This window comes from Aeromicrobium sp. CTD01-1L150 (genome assembly GCF_041951745.1).
Classification (GTDB): Bacteria; Actinomycetota; Actinomycetes; order Propionibacteriales; family Nocardioidaceae; genus Aeromicrobium.
On the sequence record NZ_CP169555.1, the window covers coordinates 3,913,047 to 3,933,044 of the forward strand.

Below are 19,998 nucleotides of genomic sequence, written 5' to 3' on the forward strand. Positions count from 1 at the left end.
ACACGCGTGGAGCCCGGCACGCCGAGGGGGGACACCTCGGCGACACGGGTGGACCCGTGACACGCTGCACCTGTGATGGGCGACGATCGAGGCATGACCCCGTCCGCCCGCCGCCCACGGCCCGGCACCCCCGCCAAGCCCGTGCACGCTCCGCGAGGGAACTGGTCCGGCACCGTCGAGTACGGCTTCCGCGACGCGTCCCGACCCACGACGACCGACGAGGTGCGTCGTGTCGTGACCGCCCACGACCATCTTCGCGTCGTCGGCACCGGGCACACCTTCAACGCCGTGACCGACGGTGACCACGCGTTGCTCATGGACCGCTTCACCGACGTCGAGCCGACGCCGGACGGGACGTCGGTGTGGGTCGGCGGCGGCGCCACGTACGCCGACGTCGCACTCGCCCTCCGCCCGCACGGGCTGGCACTGCGCAACCTCGCGTCACTGCCGCACATCAGCGTCGCCGGAGCCGTCGCCACCGCCACGCACGGCTCCGGCCTGACCGCCGGAAACCTCGCCACCCACGTCCGCTCCCTCGAGCTCGTCACCGGCACGGGCGAGCTCCTCACCCTGCACCGCGGAGAACCGGACCACGCCGGAGCCGTCGTCTCCCTCGGCTCCCTCGGCGTCGTCACCCGGCTCGAGCTCGACGTCGAGCAGGACCGGCCATGGCGCCAGGTCGTGCTCGAGGGGCTGCCCGAACCTGAGATCAGCAGCCGCCTGGAGGCACTGCACTCCCTCGCCCGCAGCGTCAGCATCTTCCTGCGCTGGGACGGCGAGCCCGCGCGCGTCTGGCTCAAGCGCCGTGAGGGCGACCCGTCCCCGCCGCCGTCCGCCGACCTCCTGCAGGCCGCCGAGGAGCACCACCCGATCGCCGGCCTGGACCCCGTGCACTGCACACCTCAGCTGGACGAGCCCGGCTGGTGGGCCGACCGCGTCCCACACTTCCTGATGGGGTTCATGCCCAGCAACGGCGATGAGTCGCAGTCCGAGTACCACGTCGCCCGCGAGCACGGGCCCGCCGCCGTCGAGGCGCTGCGCGGCATCGGGGCCGAGATCGCCGCGGCCGCCCAGACCACCGAGATCCGCGCCGTCGCAGCCGACGACTTGTGGCTGAGCCCTCAGCACGGGCAGGGGACGTGGTCCTTCCACTTCACCTGGTCGTCTCGCCCCGCCGCCGCCGAGCGGGCCGCCGCAGCGATCGAGGAGGCCCTCGCGCCGCTCGGCGCCCGACCCCACTGGGGCAAGGTCTTCCACCACGCGCCGCGGCCCGAGCGGCTCGACGACTTCCGGGTGCTGCGGGAGCGCCTGGACCCCGACGAACGGTTCGTCAACGACTGGGTGCGCCGCGTCCTGCTGACCGACTGAGCGCGACGTACTGGCGTCACCGTGCCCTAGGGTCGAGGCATGCACGTCCACGTCGCCGACCACCCGCTGATCTCCCACAAGCTCACGGTCCTGCGTGACGCCTCCACGGACTCACCGACCTTCCGCCGGCTCGCCGAGGAGCTCGTGACCCTGCTGGCCTACGAGGCCACCCGCGACGTCCGCGTCGAGCCCGTCACGGTGACGACGCCGGTCGCCCAGGCCGACGGAGTGCGCCTGTCGACACCTCGTCCCCTCGTGGTCCCGATCCTGCGGGCGGGCCTGGGGATGCTCGAGGGCATGCAAAGACTGTTGCCGACGGCCGAGGTCGGGTTCCTCGGCATGATCCGCAACGAGGAGACCCTCCTGGCCGAGACGTACGCCGAGCGGCTGCCCGACGACCTGTCCGGCCGCCAGTGCTACGTCCTCGACCCGATGCTCGCAACCGGCGGCACACTCGTCGACGCCATCGACTTCCTCGTGCGTCGGGGGACCGACCACATCACTGCCATCACCCTGCTGGCCGCACCCGAGGGCGTCGCGCACGTCGAGGCGCAGCTGGCCGAGGTCGACGTTCCGGTCAACCTGGTCACCGCAGGGCTCGACGAACGGCTGGATGACAACGGCTACATCGTCCCCGGCCTGGGTGATGCCGGCGACCGCCTCTACGGCGTCGTCGACTGACCCTCGCGAGTCACCCCGTAACCCCTCGCGAGTCACCCCGTAACCCCTCGCGAGTCACTCCGGTCCACAGGCGACCGGGCCGCGGGTACCCGAGTGACTCGCGACCAGTATCCAAATGACTCGCGACCTTGGGTACGGCAGGCTAGGCGGGTGCACGAGGAGCCCATCAACCTTCCGCCAGACGACGCCGACCGCCGGGCTCAGGGGCGCGGCCTCCATCCCCGTGCTCCAGACCCGAGATCGCGCGACCCCCGCCGGTGGCGGATCCTGGCCGTCACCCTGCTCGTGGGCTTCATGTCGTTGCTGGACGTCACCATCGTCAACGTTGCCGTCCCCTCCATCCAGGAGTCGCTCTCGGCCCGACCGTCCACCGTGCAGTGGGTGGTCTCCGGCTATGCGCTCGCCTTCGGCCTGACCCTCGTCGCGGGTGGACGGCTGGGCGACGCCTACGGCCGGCGGCGGATGATGGTCGTGGGGCTGGTCGGCTTCGTCGGGGCCAGCGCCGCAGCCGGCCTCGCGCCCAACGCCGAGCTGATGGTGGCCGCACGTCTCGTGCAGGGTGCCTCGGCGGGGCTGCTGACCCCGCAGAGCTCGGGCCTCATCCAGCAGCTGTTCAGCGGAGCGGAACGCGGCCGCGCGTTCGGGTACTTCGGCCTCACCGTCTCCATCGCCTCGGCTGCCGGACCACTGCTCGGCGGCGCGATCATCGGCGCCTCCGGCGAGGACATCGGCTGGCGACTGCTGTTCCTCATCAACGTCCCCATCGGGATCGTGGCGCTCGTCGCCATCGTGCGGATGGTGCCAGGTCGCGAGCCGAGCTCCGTGCGTGAACGCATCGACGTGGCCGGGGCCCTCCTGCTGGGGACCGCAGTGCTGTGCCTGTTGTACCCCGTGGTGAGCCTGGAGACCGGCGCTCGCCTGCCACTGGTGCTCCTGATCGGTGTGCCGGTGGCCGGCTGGAGCTTCGTCGTCTGGGAACGCCGCGTCCTGCGCCGCGGGCAGGCACCCCTGCTCGACCTGGCGCTCCTGCGCCGGCTGCCCGGCTACGGCAGCGGGCTCGCCGTGGGAACGCTGTACTTCACCAGCTTCACCGGTGTCTTCCTCACGGCATCGGTCTGGCTGCAGACCTCCCGCGACGTCAGCGCCCTGCACACCGGCCTGCTGCTCACGCCGTTCGCCGTCGGGTCGGCGGTCACCTCCCCCCTGGCAGGGCGGCTGGTGAGCCGAGTCGGACGCCCCCTGACGGTGTGGGCGCTCCTGCTGACGATGACCGGCATCGCCCTCGCCGCCGTCACCGCTCCCGGTTCCACCACCGACGGGCTGTGGTGGGCGCTCGCGCCGTTCCTGCTCCTCGCCGGCCTGGGCGGCGGTGCCGTCGTCTCCCCGAACTTCACGCTCACCCTGGCCGAGGTCCCTCCCCGCATGGGAGGTGCCGCCGGGGGTGCCCTGCAGACCGGACAACGCATCGGCTCGGCGCTGGGGGCGGCCGTGCTGATGACCGTCTACCACCTCATCGCCTCGGCCCACGGCGGCGACGCCGGATTGCGCGCCGCACTCGTCGCCGCACTGCTCATCATGTCCACCGCGCTCGTCGCAGCGGTGCTGTCAGGACGAACCGCCCGCAAGTACGTCACCTAGAGGGCGTGGCAAACCCCGCCCCAAGGCGGACAGAGTCTCGGGCGGAACCTAGAGGGCGTGGATGATGTCCTCGACGCGTTCCTTAGCGTCACCGAAGAGCATCTGGGTGTTGTCACGGAAGAACAGCGGGTTCTGGACGCCGGCGTAACCGACGGCCATGGACCGCTTGAACACGATGACGTGCCCGGCCTCCCAGACGTGCAGGACGGGCATGCCGGCGATCGGTGAGGCGGGATCCTCCGCCGCCGCAGGGTTGACCGTGTCGTTGGCGCCGATGACCAGCACGACGGACGTCTGAGCGAAGTCGTCGTTGATCTCGTCCAGCTCCAGGACGATGTCGTACGGCACCTTCGCCTCGGCGAGCAGCACATTCATGTGCCCCGGGAGGCGTCCGGCGACCGGGTGGATACCGAAGCGCACCTCGACGCCTCGTTCGCGCAGACGGTGCACGAGGTCGGCGACCGGGTACTGGGCGTGCGCAACCGCCATGCCGTAGCCGGGAGCGATGATGACCGAGTCGGCATCGGCCAGGAGCTCGGCCACACCCTGGGGGTCGATCTCGGTGTGCTCGCCGTGGTCGGCGTCGCCGGAGGACGGCGCCTCGATGCCGAAGCCGCCGGCGATGACCGAGAGGAAGGAACGGTTCATCGCCTTGCACATGATGTAGCTCAGGTAGGCACCGGAGGAGCCGACGAGGGCACCCACCACGATGAGCAAGTTGTTGGACAGCAGGAACCCGGCCGCAGCCGCGGCCCAGCCGGAGTAGCTGTTGAGCATCGAGACGACGACCGGCATATCGCCGCCACCGATGGAGGCCACCAGATGCCAGCCCAGGGCGAACGACAGCACGGTCACCAGTGCCAGCAGCCACAGTGCGGGCTGGATGACGAAGACCACCGTGAGCACCACGAACGCCACGAGCGCGCCCAGGTTGAGCACGTTCTTGCCCGGCAGCACCAGCGGTGCGGACTTGACCCGCGCCGACAGCTTCAGGAAGGCGACGATGGAGCCGGTGAAGGTGACGCCGCCGACCAGCACGCCGACGAAGATCTCCGCGTGGTAGATGTCAACCGCCGCACCGGTGCGGTCGGAGTCGCCCAGGTAGCCGTTCCAACCCACCAGCACCGCTGCCAGGCCCACGAAGGAGTGCAGCAGCGCGATGAGCTCGGGCACGGTGGTCATCTGCACGCCGCTGGCGCGCCACAGGCCGATCGACGCGCCGATCACGACGGCGACGACGAGCAGCACGATGCCTCGCGTGGACGCCTCCTGGACGGTGACCACGACGGTGGCGGTCAGGGCCAGCGCCATGCCGGTGATGCCGAAGACGACGCCGCGTCGGGCCGTCTCGTGCTTGCTCAGCCCCGCCAGGCTCATGATGAACAGCAGGGTCGCGACGACATAGGCCGCACCTGCGGCAGAAAGAACACTCATGTGCAGCCTCAGCCCTTGGAGAACATGGCAAGCATGCGCCGGGTCACGGCGAAGCCACCGAAGACATTGATACTTGCCACCAGCACCGCGACGAAGGCGATGCCCTGGATCAACGGATCGTCACTGGTCAGCTGCAACAGGGCGCCGACCACGATGATCGCGCTGATCGCGTTCGTCACGCTCATCAGCGGTGTGTGCAGCGCGTGGTGCACGTTGCCGATCACGTAGAACCCGATCACGATCGCCAGAGTCAGCACGAAGAAGTGCTCCGGCAACGGCGGCGGAGCCGTGGCGTTGATGAGGAACAACGCAGCCAGCCCCACCCCGATCAGCGTGTACTTCCTGACCGGCGTCAGCCACGGCTGCTTGGGCGTCGGTGGCGGAGGCGGTTCGGCGGCCGGGGGCGGAGCGGCCGAGACACTCACCGGGGGCGGCGGCCACGTCGTCTCCCCGTCACGCACGACGGTGATGGAGCGCTGCACCACGTCGTCGAAGTCCAGGACGACCTGTCCGTCCTTGCCCGGGGTCAGCAGCTTGAGCAGGTTGACGAGGTTCGTGCCGTACAGCTGCGATGCCTGCGTCGGCAGCCGGCCGGCCAGGTCGGTGTAGCCGAGGATCGTCACGCCGTTCTCGGTGACGACCACCTCGCCGGGGACCGAGCCCTCGACGTTGCCGCCCTGCGCGGCCGCCATGTCGACGATGACGCTGCCGGACTTCATCGACGCGACGTCGTCGGCGCTGATCAGCCGCGGCGCCGGACGCCCCGGGATGAGGGCCGTGGTGATGATGATGTCGACTTCGCGCGCCTGCTCGGAGTAGATCTCCGCGGCGCGCGCGTTGTAGGCCTCCGAGGTCTCCTTGGCGTAGCCGTCGCTGCCCATCTCGGACTCGACGTCCACCGTGAGGTACTCGCCACCGATCGACGCGACCTGGTCGGCGACCTCGGGGCGAGGGTCCATGGCTCGTACGACGGCACCCAGGCTGCTGGCCGCACCGATCGCGGCGAGCCCCGCCACGCCGGCGCCGGCCACCAGCACCGTCGCGGGCGGCACCTTGCCGGCTGCCGTCACCTGCCCGGTGAAGAAGCGGCCGAAGACGTTCGCGGCCTCCACGACCGCGCGGTACCCGGCGATGTTGGCCATGGAGGACAGCACGTCCAGGGACTGGGCGCGTGAGATGCGGGGCACCGCGTCCATCGCGAGCACCGTGATGGGACGGCGCGACAGCTCCTCCACCATGTCGGGGTTCAGCCCCGGGTTGAGCAGACCCACCAGTGTCGCTCCGTCGGCGAGCAGACCGATCTCCTCGGTGCTCGGGGCGTTGACCTTCAGCACGACGTCGCCGGCCCAGGCGTCCTCGCGGGCGACCACGTCGGCGCCCGCCTGCGCGTACGCGGCATCCAGGAAGCTCGCCGCCTCACCGGCACCGGCCTCGACACTGACTCGGTAGCCCAGCTTGATCAGCTTGCCCACCGTCTCCGGTGTGGCAGCAACACGGCTCTCACCGGCCTGCGACTCACGGACGACGCCGATACGGGCTCCGGGCGGCACGGCCGCAGTGGCCGCAGCGTCCGGGCCCGGGTCCGCCTGCTGCGGGGTGGGGGACTCGGTGCTCATGCTCGGGAACGTTAGCCCCGCGCCGACCACCTCGCCACCCTGTGAGATGTGGGTCTCATCATGCGTCATCGCGGCCTTGACAGATTGGTAACTGTTTCGTTACGTTTCTGAGGTGGATCCGTTCGCCGCTCTCGCAGACCCGGTGCGCCGTGCCCTGCTGGAGCGCCTCGCACGCGGGTCCGCCCGCGTCGTCGACCTCGCCGATGACCACCCGATCTCCCGCCCTGCCGTGAGCCGGCACCTGAAGATCCTCACGCAGGCGGGCCTGGTCGCGGCCGAGGACTCCGGCCGGGAACGCCACTACCGGTTGGAGCCAGAGCCGCTCCAGGAGGTGGCCGCCCTGCTCGCCCGACTGTCGCCGACACCACCGGTGCCCGAGTCGGCCCTCGACGCCCTCGAGACCGAGGTGCGACGCACATCCCGTGACCGCCGCCGCGCCGACCCCGCAGCACTACCCCGAGAGGACACTGCATGAGCACGACACCCACCGGACGCCACGAGCGCCGGGACACCGGCGACGTCGTCGCCTTCACCCGCACCTTCCGCGCCCCCATCGACGATGTCTGGGCGGCCGTCACCGAGTCGGACCGTCTCGCGCGGTGGATCGGCACCTGGACCGGCAACCCCGCCGACGGCTTCGTCACCTTCGAGATGAACGCCGAGGAGGAGCCGATGCCCCCGGCACGCTACGACGTCCGCGAGTGCGTCCCGCCCCACCGTCTCGTCGTGTACTCGGTCGATGACTTCGGCTCCTGGCTGCTCACCGTGGACCTCTCCGAGACGGACGGAGTGACCACGCTCGTCCTCGGACAGGTCATCGACGACCCCGCGATGATCGAGAACACGGGGCCGGGCTGGGAGTACTACCTGGACCGCCTGGTCGCTGCGGAGACCGGTGCCGATCCCGACGCCATCGACTTCGACGACTACTACCCGGCCCAGCGCGAGCACTACCTCGCGATCACCAGGGCCGTCACCGGGACGAGCTGACCGGCGAGCAGACGCCTCATCCCTTGCTGGGCGCCTCGACCGACAGCGACGAGCATCCGTCCAGGGACGCCTCGACTGCCACCTTCTCCGCGGAGTCCAGCGTCAGGCTCCACCGCCACTTCACCGCGATCCACTGCTTGACGTAGTCGCACTCGGCGGCCGCGGACGGCGGCAGCCAGGCGTCGGGGTCACGATCGCCCTTGGACCGGTTGGACGAGGCGGACACCGCGACGAGGGTGAAGTCGTAGCCGAGGTCGTTGGCGAAGCTCTCGCGCTGCGCGGCCGACCACGACGACGCCCCGGAGATCCAGGCCTCCTTGAGCGGCACCATGTGGTCGATGTCGAGGTCACCGGCCGCCGTGAACGACGTGTCGTCGTAGTAGGAGTGCCATGCGCCCGTGGTGATGGTGCACGTGCCCGTGTGCTCGGTGGCGACCGACGACTCCTCCTTGAGCACCTCGGCGCGGGTGTCGCAGCCGTCACCATCGGCATCGATCCAGTGGCGGAAGGCGGCACGGTCATAGCTGGACCCGCTCGACTCCGCGCGGACGGTCAGCTCCTCCAGCAACGTCCGCGCGGACACGGTGCCTGCCGATGCCGGCGGCGCCAGCAGCGCGGTGGCCAGCACCGTGACGACGACGGCGCTGAGCACGGACAGACAGGTGCGTCGTTCCATGGTTCCCCCGAGAGTTGACGTGGTGTCTTCGGGGACCGTAGGCAGAGGTCGGCGGGGAGCAGAACCCCTCAGAGGCGAGGTTCACCGGAACGTCACCGCCGGGCCACGCGGCACCTCGGCCGCTGGTGGGGCACCTGCGGACGCGCCCTCGCGTCGGCACAGGGCGAGCGTTACACTGGGCATGCGCTGGCAGCGCCGGACCTCTCGCCGGGTGACTCGTCGGGATCCGGGCTCGTCAGCCGGCACACATGACGGTCGCGCAGATGCGACTCGGGGCAGACACCCGGCTTCGGGCCATCACGTGGTTCGCATCGGCAAACGTCCCAGCGTTCGTCGCCGATGTGGACCGGGCACCAGGCCCGTCGACCACCGTCCAGGGCATGTGTGCACCTGAAGGAGGAACCTGTGGCCAACCGAGGCCAGCGTCAGTCCGGCGGAACCCGCACGTCGTCGCGGGGTCGTCGCCCCAAGCACACCGACGACGAGGGCCTGCTGCCCGTGCTCGCTCGCGCAGTGCGCGAGGTCGAGAACGCCGTGCGCCGCCGTGGACCGGTCCCGATGTCCATGCGCTCCCGGTTCCAGGCGATCGGCCTACTCGTCCGCGAGGAGCGCGCCCGGGTCAAGACCGACCCCGAGCTGAACGACAACCAGCGTGCCGAGCAGCTCAAGCGCCTCGACGGCATCGCCACGATCCTCGCGCAGTCCGCGGCCCGCGACTCCACCCTGTTCACCCTGCTGGAGCCCGACGCGGTCGTCAGCGACGAGACCAACATCCTCAAGCGCGAGATGCTCACCGCCGGTGGCGTGGCCCCCGAGGCCGAGAGCGAGACGGACGATGCCGAGCAGGCACCTGCCGCCCCCGTGGATCGGCGCGTGCTCCCCCAGGCCGTGGTCTCCCGCCAGCTCGCCAACCCCTTCCTCGCCCCGGACTTCTCCGCCGTCGCCGACGTCCCCCGGCCGCAGACCAACCGACTCTCCACGTGGGAGCTCATCGGCCCTCTGCTGTCGTCGTTCGAGCGCGCGGCCGACGGCGCCACCGCCAGCATGGAGCTTCCCGAGCCGCACACGCTGCAGTTCGGCAAGGGCCCGGAGCTCATGAAGCACCAGGCCCAGGTGGTGCAGGCTGCCGCCGAGGGGCACCGCACCTTCCTGCTGGCCGACGAGCCCGGACTGGGCAAGACGGCCCAGGCACTGCTCGCGGCCGAGGCTGCGGACGCCTTCCCGCTGCTGGTCGTCGTGCCCAACGTGGTCAAGACCAACTGGGCCCGCGAGACCGAGCTCTGGACCCCGCACCGGCCGTCCACCGTCATCCACGGCGACGGTCACAACATCGACGGCTTCGCCGACGTCGTCATCGTCAACTACGAGGTGCTCGACCGCCACGTCGGCTGGCTGGGGCAGTTCGGGTTCAAGTCGATGGTGCTCGACGAGGCGCACTTCATCAAGAACACCGCCTCCCAACGCTCAGGCCACGTCCTCGCGCTGTCGGAGCAGATCCGCACCCGCCATCCTCGTCCGCTGCTGATGGCACTCACCGGCACGCCCCTGATCAACGACATCGAGGACTTCCGGGCCATCTGGCGCTTCCTCGGCTGGATCGACGCCAAGAAGCCGGGGCAGCAGCTCATGGCCGCGCTGGAGGAGAACGGCCAGACCCCGCTGGACGCCGGCTTCTACCCGGCTGCACGGCAGAGCGTCATCGATCTGGGCATCGTGCGCCGCCGCAAGGTGGACGTCGCCTCGGACATCCCGGCCCGCCGCATCGCCGACCTCCCGGTCGAGCTGGACGACGACGAGGGCCGCTCGATCCGCGAGTCCGAGCGCGATCTCGCCAACCGGCTGCTCGCGCGGTACCAGCGTGCGCTGGAGGCACGCCGCGAGGCCGGGCACGTCGTGGAGGGCATCGACCACGACCTCGTGCGCAAGGTCGCGGCCTGGGAACGCGACGAGACCGCCGAGAAGACCGGCGAGAACGTGTTCACCATGGTGCGTCGGATCGGCCAGGCCAAGGCTGGCCTGGCGGCCGACTACACCGCACAGCTGGCGCGCAGCGTCGGCAAGGTGGTCTTCTTCGCCAAGCACGTCGACGTCATGGATGCTGCCGAGCAGACGTTCGCGCGTCGTGGCATCCGCTCGACGTCGATCCGTGGCGACCAGACCCCGGCAGCCCGCAAGAAGGCGATCGACTCCTTCGTGAACGACCCCGACGTCGGCGTCGTCGTCTGCTCGCTCACCGCAGCCGGTGTCGGCCTGAACCTGCAGGTGGCCTCCAACGTCGTGCTCGCAGAGCTGTCGTGGACCAATGCCGAGCAGATGCAGGCGATCGACCGGGTGCACCGCATCGGCCAGGAGGAGCCGGTCACCGCGTGGCGCATCATCGCCGCGCAGACCATCGACTCCACCATCGTCGAGCTCATCGACAGCAAGGCCGGGCTCGCCGCCCGGGCGCTCGACGGCTCCGACGAGGACGTGACCGCCGACGACGACGTCCAGACCGAGGCCCTCGCGCGGCTGCTCACCCAGGCACTGCAACCCTACGTGTGAGACCGAGGGCGGGAGTCCCAGGACAATAAGGAACCCCGCATGATCTCGGGGGGTGAACCATGCGGGGTTGCACCGAGTCTACCCCCGACCCGAGGGATCCGGTCATGGAACGATCAACTTCTTCTATGACCTGCATCACGACCGGACGCGTCGTCGCTCGCGGGCCCCGGCGTGGCGTGGGTCACGTCCTGGCGCGATGATGGACGGGACCAACTGACGACCTCAGGAGGATCCGCATGGCCCATTACCGGACCCTGGGATCGGTCCCACCGAAGCGGCACACCCAGCACCGCGACGAGACCGGCCGGCTCTACCGGGAAGAACTCATGGGCGAGGAGGGGTTCAGCTCCGACTCCTCGCTGCTCTACCACGTCGGCGTCCCGTCGGCCCTCGTCGACGCCAGGCCGTGGGACCTGCCCGACCTCAGCACCCGCCCCAACGCGCCCCTGGTCCCACGCCACCTCGAGCTGCACCGGCTCTTCGAGGCGCACACCTGGCGCGAGACCGACGCCGTCCGCGGCCGTCGGCTCGTGCTCGGCAACGCCGACGTCCGACTCTCCTACGTCGTCGCCGGAGCCACGTCGCCGCTGTACCGCAACGCCACCGGAGACGAGTGCGTCTACGTCGAGTCCGGCGACGGTGTGGTCGAGACCGTCTTCGGCGACCTTCCCGTCAGCCAGGGCGACTACGTCATCGTGCCGCGTTCGACCACCCACCGCTGGGTGCCTGCCGGCGACGAGGCACCCCTGCGGCTCTACGTCATCGAGGCCAGCAGCCACATCGCCCCGCCCAAGCGGTACCTCTCCCGCTACGGCCAGCTCCTGGAGCATGCGCCCTACTGTGAACGGGACCTGCGCGGCCCCACGCCACCGCGAGTCGTGCAGGAGACGGACGTCGAGGTCTACGTCAAGCACCGCGGCGACGGGCCGGGCGGCCTGAGCGGTACCGTGCACGTCGTCCCGGAGCATCCCTTCGACGTCGTGGGGTGGGACGGCTGCCTGTACCCGTACGCCTTCAACATCGACGACTTCGAGCCGATCACCGGGCGCGTGCACCAGCCACCGCCGGTCCACCAGGTCTTCGAGGGGCACAACTTCGTGGTGTGCAACTTCGTGCCCCGCAAGGTCGACTACCACCCCTTGGCGATCCCGGTGCCGTACTACCACTCCAACGTCGACTCCGACGAGATCATGTTCTATGTCGGAGGCGACTACGAGGCCCGCAAGGGCTCGGGCATCGGCCAAGGGTCCGTCACGATGCATCCCGGCGGGCACTCCCACGGACCGCAGCCGGAGGCGATCGAGCGGAGCCTCGGCGCGGAGTCGTTCGACGAGCTCGCCGTCATGGTCGACACCTTCCGACCGCTCGAGCTCGGTGAGGGCGCGCTGGCCAGTGACGACGGCCGCTATGCGTGGTCGTGGTCCGGACGCGGGCCCGGCGGATGAGAACCTGGCTCGACGTCGCCGACGACGACCCGTTCGGTCCGCAGGCGCTGCCCTACGGCTCGTTCGTCCACGGGCGCGCAGGGCCGCGCGTCGGGGTCCGCATCGGTTCGCAGGTCCTCGACCTGAGCGGGCTCACGGAGACTCATGCCGGCCTGGGCCACCTCTTCGAGCGGGGGACGCTCGACGACCTGCTCGACGCTGACGCCACGACCTGGCGTGCCGTGCGCTCCTTCGTGCACGACCAGGTCACCGATCCCACCCGTCGGGTCGAGGTGGTCCCACACCTCGTGCCACTGGAGGAGGTCAGCCTGCGTCTGCCGTTCACCGTGGCCGACTACGTCGACTTCTACTCCAGCGAGCACCACGCGTCCCGGGTCGGGGAGATCTTCAGGCCGGACGCGCCGCGCCTTCCGCGCCCGTGGCGACACCTGCCGATCGGCTACCACGGCCGCGCTGGAACGGTCGTGGTCTCCGGCACCGACGTCGTGCGGCCACGAGGTCAGCGGCTCACGGCGGATGCCGAGGTGGTCGTCGGGCCCACGCGCAAGCTCGACCTGGAGGCGGAGGTGGCGTTCGTGCTCGGCGGCTCCACGACGCCGGGCACATCGGTGGACCTCGACTCCGCGCGGTCGCACGTCTTCGGCGTCTGCCTGCTCAACGACTGGTCGGCCCGCGACGTGCAGTCCTGGGAGTACGTCCCGCTGGGCCCGTTCCTCGGCAAGTCCTTCGCCACGTCGATCTCGGCCTGGGTACTCCCGCTCGAGGCGCTCGAGACGGCGCGGGTCCCACCGCCGCCCCGCGAGACAGCACTGGTGGACCACCTCGACGACACCGGCAGCGGCGCCGAGCCCTGGGGGCTGGACCTGCGGCTCGAGGTCCGGATCAACGGTGAGGTCATCGCCCGCCCACCGTTCGCGTCGACGTACTGGACGGCCGCCCAGCAGCTTGTGCACCTCACCAGCAACGGTGCGACGATCCGCCCCGGCGACGTGTTCGCCTCAGGGACGGTGAGCGGACCGGCCGACGACGAGCGCGGTTGCCTGCTGGAGCTCACGTGGGACGGCACGGCACCGATCTCGCTGTCCGACGGCACGACCCGCGGCTACCTCGCCGACGGCGACGTCGTGACCATCACGGCGACAGCGCCGGGGCCGCGCGGATCGACCGTCGGGCTCGGGGAGGTGTCGGCAACGGTGCTCCCGGCGCGGGCTCCGGAGTGATCCGGGGGCATCAGCGCTGCCCCACCGCCCGGACGTGGTCGGGCAGCTCGCCATCGCCGAGCCTCGTCACCAGCACTCCCGCCGCACGCAGGTCCGCCACCGCCGCCTCGTCACCGCCCGGATGCGCGTGCACGAACGCCGAGGCGTCGAGATCCAGCAGCACGGCCAGACCCAGGCGGACCGCGTCCACGGCCGTGGCGGCGACGCAGACGTCCGCCGCCAGACCGACCACCACGACCTCGTCCAGCCCGGCGGCCAGGATCAGCCCGGCCAGCCCGCTCAGGCCACCCCCGCCAGGAACCCCGTCGGGCAACGCGGTCGAGGCCAGGACGAATCCGGAGAACCCGGCTCGGGAACCGGGACCCTTGTCGACGACCGTTCCGCGCACCACGACGTCGCGGTGGATCGCCTCCTGGCTGCCGTCACCGGTCGGGTCCTGCCCGGTCGGGTCGACGTCACGGGTGTAGAAGATCGGCCACTCCTGGTCGGACGCATGGCTGACCCAGCGATTGACCGCCTCGACGACCGCCGACGCCCCCACCACACTGGTCGCCCCGTCGATGAAGGCGTTCTGCATGTCGACCACGATGAGTCCGGTCCTCATGAGGACTCACGCCGTCCGAGACTCGCCGGATTGGTCACTGCGATCATGTGCCTGCCGTCCTTCCCGAGGTGGCCATGGTCCACCGTGCCCGCGCAGGTACGAGGCCGCAAGGGTCCTGCCCGACAGCAGCTCGCGCACGCCGACTCGACGTGCGCGGGCGGGGGACAGGTGCATGATGGGGTCGTGAGCAGCAACGATCCCACCGCTCCCGGCAGCGGCTCCACGTCCGACGACACCTCCACCGAGCCTGCGCCCACCCGCCGCGCCTCCGGGTTCGACGACGAGGGCCACCTCAAGAGCAGTCGCAGTGGTGCGCTGTACATCGGACTGATCGTGGCCGCCGTGCTGTCGATCCTCGTCCTGGTGTTCATCATCCAGAACTCCGAGAGCACGGCCATCAAGTTCCTCGGGTTCGAGTGGTCCCTGCCGCTCGGCGTCGGGGTGCTCCTGGCCGTGGTGGCGGGCATGCTCATCATCGCCGTGCCCGGTTCGGTCCGCATCATGCAGCTGCGCCGCTCCCTCACCAAGAACCACAAACGCGGCCACGACGGCTGAGAGCCATGGCGTCCCAGGTTCCATGACGTCGCCCGTGGAGATCGAGGTCGACGACCCGACCTGGGGCGTCGGGGAGCCGCGGCTCGTCCGCGTGACCAACCCCGATCGGGTCTACTTCCCCGACCGCGGCTGGACCAAGCTCGACCTCGTCGAGTACTACCTCGCCGTGGGCCCGGCGATCGTCAACGCCCTGTACGAGCGCCCGTGCATGCTGCACCGGTTCCCTCGGGGGCTGGCCGGCGACAAGGTTCACCAGAAGCGGGTGCCGTCTGGCGCACCGGAGTGGGTGGAGACCGTCCGAGTGCACTTCCCCCGGTACGACCGCACGGCCGACGAGCTGTGTGTCACCGAGGTGGCTCACGTCATCTGGGCGGTCCAGATGTCCACGGTGGAGCTGCACCCGTGGAACAGCCGGCGCGACCACGTCGAGCTGCCCGACGAGTGGCGCATCGACCTCGATCCTGGGCCGGAGTGCGACCTGGCGACTGTGCGGCGGGTGGCCGGCGTCGTCCACGAGGTGCTCGACGACCTCGGCGCGCGTGGCTTCCCCAAGACGTCCGGCGGTCGCGGGCTGCACGTCTACGTCCGCATCCGGCCCGACCACGGCTTCGCCGACGTACGACGAGCGGCACTGGCCTTCGCCCGGGAGGTGGAGCGGCGCGCACCGCAGGACGTGACCACGGCATGGTGGCGCAAGGACCGTGACCCGGCCCAGCTGTTCGTCGACTACAACCAGAATGCGCGCGACCACACCATCGCCGCCGCCTACTCGGTGCGCGGCGTCCCGGACGGACGGGTGTCCACGCCGATCCGCTGGGACGAGGTGCCCGACGTCGACCCGCACGACCTCACGCTCGCCACCGTCCCCGCACGCCTGGAGGAGCTGGGTGACCTGCACGCCGACATCGACGGCGCCGTCTTCGACCTCTCACCTCTGCTGGAGTGGGCAGACCGCGACGTGGCGGCGACAGCTGACCAGCCTCTTCACGAATGAGTCCCGGCGCCAGGTGTACCTAGGCTCTACCGGCACTGACACGGGAACGTCTGGCCACGGAGTCCAGCACCACGGCGATCAGCAGTACCGCTCCGGTGACCATGAACCGCCACGACGAGTCCAGGTTCACCAAGGTCAGGCCGCTGGAGATCGAAGCGATGACCAGGATCCCGAGCAGAGCCGCGAAGGCAGACCCGCGGCCACCGAACAAGCTGGTGCCGCCGATGACCGCCGCCGCGATGGCGTTCAGGTTGACGTCGGCGGCACCGCTGCTCTGCGCCGCTGCGGCGAGCCGGCCCGCTGCGAGCACTCCGCCGAGGGCGGCGAAGGCCGAGCACAGCATGAACACCGAGAGGTAGACGCGCGTGACGTTGACGCCGGCGCGTCGCGCGGCCTCGCGACCGCCGCCGACGGCGAACACCGACCGCCCCCAGCGCGTGCGAGTGAGCGCATAGTGCATGACGAGCACGAGCCCGACGAACAGCACGAACATCCAGCCCACCCCGCGGGCCAGGTTGAGGTACCAGACGACGACCCCCAGCAGCCCGGCGAGCCCGACGGCCTGGAACACGAGCAGGCGGAGCGGGAGGAACGAGAGACCGGCCGCCTGCCGCTGACGGGCCCGGCCCCAGCGGGCGAGGAAGTAGCCGGCGACCGCGAGGGCGACGAGCACGTACGACAGCGCTGCCGGGACGAACCACACCTGGCCGAACTGGACGATCGCCGAGTCGAACGGGAGATTGATGGTGCCGTCGCGACCCAGGGTGTTGAGCTGCAGTCCGAGGAACCCGAGCAGACCGGCCAGCGAGATGACGAACGACGGGACGCCGAACCGCGTGTAGATCTGTGCGTAGACGACGCCGATGACCACCCCGGTGCCGATAGAGGCGAGGATGCCGAGGGCCAGGGGCCAGCCCTGGTTGACGAACGTCACCGCGAGGACCGACGCCGACAGACCGCTCACCGAGCCCACCGAGAGGTCGATCTCCCCGACGAGCAGGACGCAGACCACCCCCAGCGCGATGACACCGACGGCGGCCGACTCCATCAGGAGGTTGCCCAGGTTCGCACTGGAGAGAAACGAGGAGTTCAGGCTCTGGAAGACGGTCCAGATGACGATGAGGCCGACCACGACGGGCAGGACCCCGAGGTCACCGCCGCGGACCCGCTCGCCGATCACCTTGAGCATGCTGCCGACATCCTCGCGGGAGCGCAGTCGCTCGTCCTGCAGGTCCGCGGCGACGGACGGCGGTGTGGCGTCGGACGGGGTCATCAGTGCTCCTCACTGGCGGGCGGGAGGTTCCTCGAGGCGCGTCGGCTCACCGCGTTGTCGGTGGCACCGGTGATGGCGGCGACCACCTCCTCGGAGGTGACGTCACGGGCGGAGAAGTCACCGTTGTTGCGGCCGAGCCGCAACACGGCGACCCGGTCGGCGACCGCCCGGACGTCGTCCATGTTGTGGCTGATCATGATCACCGCCAGACCGTCCTCGCGCAGTCGCTCGACGAGGTTGAGGACCTCGGCGGTCTGTGCGACGCCGAGAGCAGCGGTCGGCTCGTCGAGGATGATCAGCTGCGGATCGCGCAGCAGGGAGCGCGCGATCGCCACACTCTGGCGTTGGCCGCCCGAGAGCGATGCGATCGGGATGCGCACCGAGGGGATCTTGGCGGCAAGCCGCTTCAGCAGCTCCCAGGAGCGCACCTCCATGGCCACCTCGTCCATGCGCAGGGGCGCGAGCTCGGTGTTGAGGAACAAGTTGGCGACGACGTCGAGGTTGTCGCACAGCGCCAGGTCCTGGAACACGGTGGCGATGCCGAGGTCGAGGGCGGACTGTGGCGTCGGCACCTGAACCTCCCGCCCGTCGAACTCGATCGTCCCGGAGGAGGCGGCGTGCACACCGGAAAGCACCTTGACGAGGGTCGACTTGCCGGCACCGTTGTCTCCCACGACGGCCACCACTTCACCGGCGCGGACGTCGAGGTCGACATCGGTCAAAGCGGCGACGGCGCCGAAGTTCTTGCTCACGCCACGCAGCCGCAAGATGGTGCGCCGCTCGTCCGCACCGCCTGCGGCGGCGGGCTCGCTCAGGGTCTGGTCCATGTGACCTCCGCTCGGATGAGTGCCGTCGGTCTCAGCTGATGCCGAGCTCGTCGCAGTCCGCCTCGTAGGCACCGGTGCAGACCTCCGACGACTCGTAGATACCGCCGTCGAAGATGATCTCCTTGACGTTCTCCCGGGTGACCACCTCGGGGGTGAAAAGCTGCGCGGGCGTGTCGAACAGCTCGGTCTCCCCCTCCGGCTCGTCGCCCTCGAGGAAGGTCACCGAGGCCTCGGCCGCAGCTTCGGCGACGATGCTGATCGGCTTGGAGATGGTGTTGTACTGCTCACCGGCGATGATCCGCTGGATGGCCGCGATCTCTGCGTCGTTGCCGGTGACCGGCGGGAACGGGTCGAGCCCGGCTGCCTTGAGCGCGGCGATGGCCCCACCTCCGGTGCCGTCGTTGGCAGCGACCACACCGACGATGTCGTCGCGGAACTTGGTGATCTGCCCAGCGACCCAGTCCTGGGCGCGCTGCGGGTTCCACTCGGGGGTGTCGAACTCGGCGAGCACCTCGTAGTCGCTGCCCTCGACCCCGGTGTTCATGCCACGCTTGATCAGCTGGGCAGCGTCGTCGGTCGGTGATCCGTACACCATCAGGATGCCGCCCTCAGCCCCCTCCTCGTCCAGATGCTCCACTAGGGAGGCACCGATCATCTCGCCGAGGCCCTCGTTGTCGAACGACACGTAGTGATCTGCGGGAGTGGTGGTGATCGGACGGTCGTAGGTGACGACCGGGATGTCCTGGGACTGCGCGTTGGTGACGATGGACGCCGCAGCCTTGGTGTCGACGGCGTCGAGGACGAGGACGTCGACGCCTTGGGCGATGGCGGAGTCGGCCTGCTGCTGTTGCTTCTGCGGGTCGCCGTCACCGTTCTGGTAGAGCACCTCGCACTCAGAGCACAGCTCCTTGACCTTGGCCTCGAACAGCGGGCGGTCCTGCTGCTCGTAGCGGGTGGATGCCCGGTCGGGCATGAGGAACGCGACCGTCCCCGCGGCATCGCTGTCGTCGCCTCCTCCTGACCCGCAGGCGGCGAGCACACTGGCCGCAAGGGCGGTCGCTGCTGCTGAGGCGACCGTTCTCACCATGGGATTCGTCATCGGTTCGAGCTCCTTCGCCAGTCCGACCACCCCGACCGGACGCATGTACCATGCCGTGTGACTACTATCACAGGCTCCGTGAGAGGATCGTAACAGTGACAACGTTAAGTTTGTCAAGGATGATGTTAAATCCTGTGAGGCAGGGGAACAGGTGAGCCCACGGTCCGACCGCCGTCCCGCCCGCGCCGAACGCCAACGACGCATCGTCGACCATGTGCTGGAGCAGGGCTTTGCCGCCGTCTCCGAGCTGGTGGAGATGAGTGACGTGAGCGTCATGACCGTGCACCGCGACCTCGACGACCTCGCCGGCCGCGGACTGCTGCGCCGGGTGCGCGGCGGCGTCTCCGCCCTGCCGACCAGCGTCTTCGAGTCGAGCTCGGACTTTCGGATGCAGCGTCAGGCAGCCGCCAAGGAGTCGCTGGCTCGCGCCGCCCTGCAGTTCGTCGAGTCCGGCATGTCGGTGATGCTCGACGACTCCACGACGGTGCTCGCCCTCGCCAGACTGCTCGAACCAGTGGGCCCCCTCACTGTCATCTCCAACTATCGTCAGGCACTGGAAGCGCTCCGGGACGCCTCGGACGTCGGTTTCCTGATGCTGGGCGGTGCCTACTCCAGGACGCACGACTCCTTCATCGGTCCCTCCAGCGAGTCCGGACTGGACTCCTACTCCGTGGACGTCGTCTTCCAGTCCACGTCGACCATCGACACCGAGCGCGCCTACCACCAGGAGCAGGACGTCGTGCAGGTCAAGCGAGCCATGCTGCGCGCCGGCAACCGACGGGTCCTGATGATCGACGGCACCAAGGTGGGCCGCACGTCGTTGCACCACTTCGCCCACTTGGCCGACTTCACCGACGTCATCCTCACGCCAGACGTCGAGCCGACGGTCCGCGACGCCATCGCCGAGCACACCACGGTGCATGTGGCTGACGGATCGCACGAGCCCGGCCGGCTCCACGGCGCGTGACAAGTCCTCATTTTGGATGTTATAAACATCACCTCTACTGTTAGTTATGCCGTCAGCGGGCGGCGCG

At 69.8% G+C, this 19,998-nt stretch carries 18 protein-coding genes; 11 read left to right on the plus strand and 7 right to left on the minus strand.

The window, feature by feature from the left end; genetic code table 11:
- Nucleotides 1-93: 93 nt before the first annotated feature.
- From ACEVFP_RS19395 to ACEVFP_RS19405, 3 genes are all read left to right on the plus strand, one after another.
- On the plus strand, nucleotides 94-1,368 hold the full coding sequence (locus ACEVFP_RS19395; protein WP_375001166.1) for an FAD-binding protein: 1,275 nt from the start codon (nucleotides 94-96) through the stop codon (nucleotides 1,366-1,368).
- A 39-nt stretch (nucleotides 1,369-1,407) separates the two neighbouring features.
- Nucleotides 1,408-2,049, plus strand: a complete 642-nt coding sequence (gene upp / locus ACEVFP_RS19400; RefSeq protein WP_375001167.1) for a uracil phosphoribosyltransferase — start codon at nucleotides 1,408-1,410, stop codon at nucleotides 2,047-2,049.
- A 150-nt stretch (nucleotides 2,050-2,199) separates the two neighbouring features.
- Nucleotides 2,200-3,687, plus strand: coding sequence for an MFS transporter (locus tag ACEVFP_RS19405; RefSeq protein ID WP_375001168.1), 1,488 nt, complete (start codon nucleotides 2,200-2,202; stop codon nucleotides 3,685-3,687).
- 48 nt (nucleotides 3,688-3,735) lie between these two features.
- Here ACEVFP_RS19405 and pntB read toward each other — a convergent pair whose 3' ends face one another.
- Entirely contained in the window at nucleotides 3,736-5,121 is a 1,386-nt protein-coding gene (pntB, locus tag ACEVFP_RS19410; protein ID WP_375001169.1) for a Re/Si-specific NAD(P)(+) transhydrogenase subunit beta, read from the minus strand.
- A gap of 8 nt (nucleotides 5,122-5,129) precedes the next feature.
- Nucleotides 5,130-6,737: a Re/Si-specific NAD(P)(+) transhydrogenase subunit alpha gene (locus ACEVFP_RS19415; RefSeq protein ID WP_375001170.1), complete on the minus strand. Its 1,608-nt coding sequence runs from the start codon at nucleotides 6,735-6,737 to the stop codon at nucleotides 5,130-5,132.
- A 112-nt stretch (nucleotides 6,738-6,849) separates the two neighbouring features.
- Here ACEVFP_RS19415 and ACEVFP_RS19420 point away from each other — a divergent pair, with 112 nt between their 5' ends.
- Together ACEVFP_RS19420 and ACEVFP_RS19425 are read left to right on the plus strand one after the other, a co-directional pair.
- Entirely contained in the window at nucleotides 6,850-7,212 is a 363-nt protein-coding gene (locus ACEVFP_RS19420) for an ArsR/SmtB family transcription factor (protein WP_375001171.1), read from the plus strand.
- Complete coding sequence (locus tag ACEVFP_RS19425; protein ID WP_375001172.1) at nucleotides 7,209-7,727, plus strand: SRPBCC family protein; 519 nt, start codon at nucleotides 7,209-7,211, stop codon at nucleotides 7,725-7,727. Before ACEVFP_RS19420 ends, ACEVFP_RS19425 begins: the two co-directional genes overlap by 4 nt.
- 16 nt (nucleotides 7,728-7,743) lie before the next feature.
- On the opposite strand, the gene ACEVFP_RS19430 is transcribed toward ACEVFP_RS19425, so the two are convergent.
- Entirely contained in the window at nucleotides 7,744-8,403 is a 660-nt protein-coding gene (locus tag ACEVFP_RS19430) for an HNH endonuclease family protein (protein WP_375001173.1), read from the minus strand.
- A gap of 405 nt (nucleotides 8,404-8,808) precedes the next feature.
- On the opposite strand from ACEVFP_RS19430, the gene ACEVFP_RS19435 reads away from it, so the two are divergent.
- From ACEVFP_RS19435 to ACEVFP_RS19445, 3 genes are all read left to right on the plus strand, one after another.
- Nucleotides 8,809-10,947, plus strand: a complete 2,139-nt coding sequence (locus ACEVFP_RS19435; RefSeq protein WP_375001174.1) for a DEAD/DEAH box helicase — start codon at nucleotides 8,809-8,811, stop codon at nucleotides 10,945-10,947.
- Nucleotides 10,948-11,183: 236 nt separating this feature from the next.
- The gene (locus ACEVFP_RS19440; protein ID WP_375001175.1) at nucleotides 11,184-12,392 is read left to right on the plus strand and encodes a homogentisate 1,2-dioxygenase; all 1,209 of its coding nucleotides are present in this window, start codon (nucleotides 11,184-11,186) and stop codon (nucleotides 12,390-12,392) included.
- Nucleotides 12,389-13,612, plus strand: a complete 1,224-nt coding sequence (locus ACEVFP_RS19445; RefSeq protein ID WP_375001176.1) for a fumarylacetoacetate hydrolase family protein — start codon at nucleotides 12,389-12,391, stop codon at nucleotides 13,610-13,612. The genes ACEVFP_RS19440 and ACEVFP_RS19445 overlap by 4 nt, the downstream gene beginning before the upstream one ends.
- 10 nt (nucleotides 13,613-13,622) lie before the next feature.
- Here the strand turns inward: ACEVFP_RS19445 and ACEVFP_RS19450 are convergent, their stop codons facing one another.
- A complete protein-coding gene (locus ACEVFP_RS19450; protein ID WP_375001177.1) occupies nucleotides 13,623-14,216 on the minus strand; it encodes a cysteine hydrolase family protein in 594 nt (197 codons plus the stop codon).
- Between the two features lie 183 nt (nucleotides 14,217-14,399).
- Between ACEVFP_RS19450 and ACEVFP_RS19455 the strand changes: the two genes are divergently transcribed.
- Both ACEVFP_RS19455 and ligD read left to right on the plus strand, forming a co-directional pair.
- Nucleotides 14,400-14,771 (plus strand): lipopolysaccharide assembly LapA domain-containing protein, encoded by a 372-nt coding sequence (locus tag ACEVFP_RS19455; protein ID WP_375001178.1) that lies wholly within the window; start codon nucleotides 14,400-14,402, stop codon nucleotides 14,769-14,771.
- Between the two features lie 22 nt (nucleotides 14,772-14,793).
- Nucleotides 14,794-15,765 carry a non-homologous end-joining DNA ligase gene (gene ligD / locus ACEVFP_RS19460; RefSeq protein ID WP_375001179.1) on the plus strand — a complete coding sequence of 324 codons (972 nt, stop codon included), beginning with the start codon at nucleotides 14,794-14,796 and terminating at the stop codon, nucleotides 15,763-15,765.
- Between the two features lie 19 nt (nucleotides 15,766-15,784).
- On the opposite strand, the gene ACEVFP_RS19465 is transcribed toward ligD, so the two are convergent.
- From ACEVFP_RS19465 to ACEVFP_RS19475, 3 genes are read right to left on the minus strand one after another with little or no spacing between them, the layout of a single operon-like run.
- Nucleotides 15,785-17,038 (minus strand): sugar ABC transporter permease, encoded by a 1,254-nt coding sequence (locus tag ACEVFP_RS19465; protein ID WP_375001180.1) that lies wholly within the window; start codon nucleotides 17,036-17,038, stop codon nucleotides 15,785-15,787.
- Nucleotides 17,038-17,865: an ATP-binding cassette domain-containing protein gene (locus ACEVFP_RS19470; RefSeq protein ID WP_375001181.1), complete on the minus strand. Its 828-nt coding sequence runs from the start codon at nucleotides 17,863-17,865 to the stop codon at nucleotides 17,038-17,040. Before ACEVFP_RS19470 ends, ACEVFP_RS19465 begins: the two co-directional genes overlap by 1 nt.
- Nucleotides 17,866-17,896: 31 nt before the next feature.
- Nucleotides 17,897-18,964, minus strand: coding sequence for a sugar ABC transporter substrate-binding protein (locus ACEVFP_RS19475; protein WP_375001182.1), 1,068 nt, complete (start codon nucleotides 18,962-18,964; stop codon nucleotides 17,897-17,899).
- A gap of 151 nt (nucleotides 18,965-19,115) precedes the next feature.
- Between ACEVFP_RS19475 and ACEVFP_RS19480 the strand changes: the two genes are divergently transcribed.
- Nucleotides 19,116-19,931, plus strand: a complete 816-nt coding sequence (locus tag ACEVFP_RS19480) for a DeoR/GlpR family DNA-binding transcription regulator (protein WP_375001183.1) — start codon at nucleotides 19,116-19,118, stop codon at nucleotides 19,929-19,931.
- Nucleotides 19,932-19,998: the final 67 nt, after the last annotated feature.

Excerpts from the sequence above, each read along its gene's own strand:
- ACEVFP_RS19395 (WP_375001166.1), top strand. The coding sequence starts at position 94 with ATGACCCCGTCCGCCCGCCGCCCACGGCCCGGCACCCCCGCCAAGCCC.
- upp (WP_375001167.1), top strand. The coding sequence starts at position 1,408 with ATGCACGTCCACGTCGCCGACCACCCGCTGATCTCCCACAAGCTCACG.
- pntB (WP_375001169.1), bottom strand. The coding sequence starts at position 5,121 with ATGAGTGTTCTTTCTGCCGCAGGTGCGGCCTATGTCGTCGCGACCCTG.
- ACEVFP_RS19415 (WP_375001170.1), bottom strand. The coding sequence starts at position 6,737 with ATGAGCACCGAGTCCCCCACCCCGCAGCAGGCGGACCCGGGCCCGGAC.
- ACEVFP_RS19425 (WP_375001172.1), top strand. The coding sequence starts at position 7,209 with ATGAGCACGACACCCACCGGACGCCACGAGCGCCGGGACACCGGCGAC.
- ACEVFP_RS19430 (WP_375001173.1), bottom strand. The coding sequence starts at position 8,403 with ATGGAACGACGCACCTGTCTGTCCGTGCTCAGCGCCGTCGTCGTCACG.
- ACEVFP_RS19440 (WP_375001175.1), top strand. The coding sequence starts at position 11,184 with ATGGCCCATTACCGGACCCTGGGATCGGTCCCACCGAAGCGGCACACC.
- ACEVFP_RS19445 (WP_375001176.1), top strand. The coding sequence starts at position 12,389 with ATGAGAACCTGGCTCGACGTCGCCGACGACGACCCGTTCGGTCCGCAG.
- ACEVFP_RS19450 (WP_375001177.1), bottom strand. The coding sequence starts at position 14,216 with ATGAGGACCGGACTCATCGTGGTCGACATGCAGAACGCCTTCATCGAC.
- ligD (WP_375001179.1), top strand. The coding sequence starts at position 14,794 with ATGACGTCGCCCGTGGAGATCGAGGTCGACGACCCGACCTGGGGCGTC.
- ACEVFP_RS19465 (WP_375001180.1), bottom strand. The coding sequence starts at position 17,038 with ATGACCCCGTCCGACGCCACACCGCCGTCCGTCGCCGCGGACCTGCAG.
- ACEVFP_RS19470 (WP_375001181.1), bottom strand. The coding sequence starts at position 17,865 with ATGGACCAGACCCTGAGCGAGCCCGCCGCCGCAGGCGGTGCGGACGAG.
- ACEVFP_RS19475 (WP_375001182.1), bottom strand. The coding sequence starts at position 18,964 with ATGACGAATCCCATGGTGAGAACGGTCGCCTCAGCAGCAGCGACCGCC.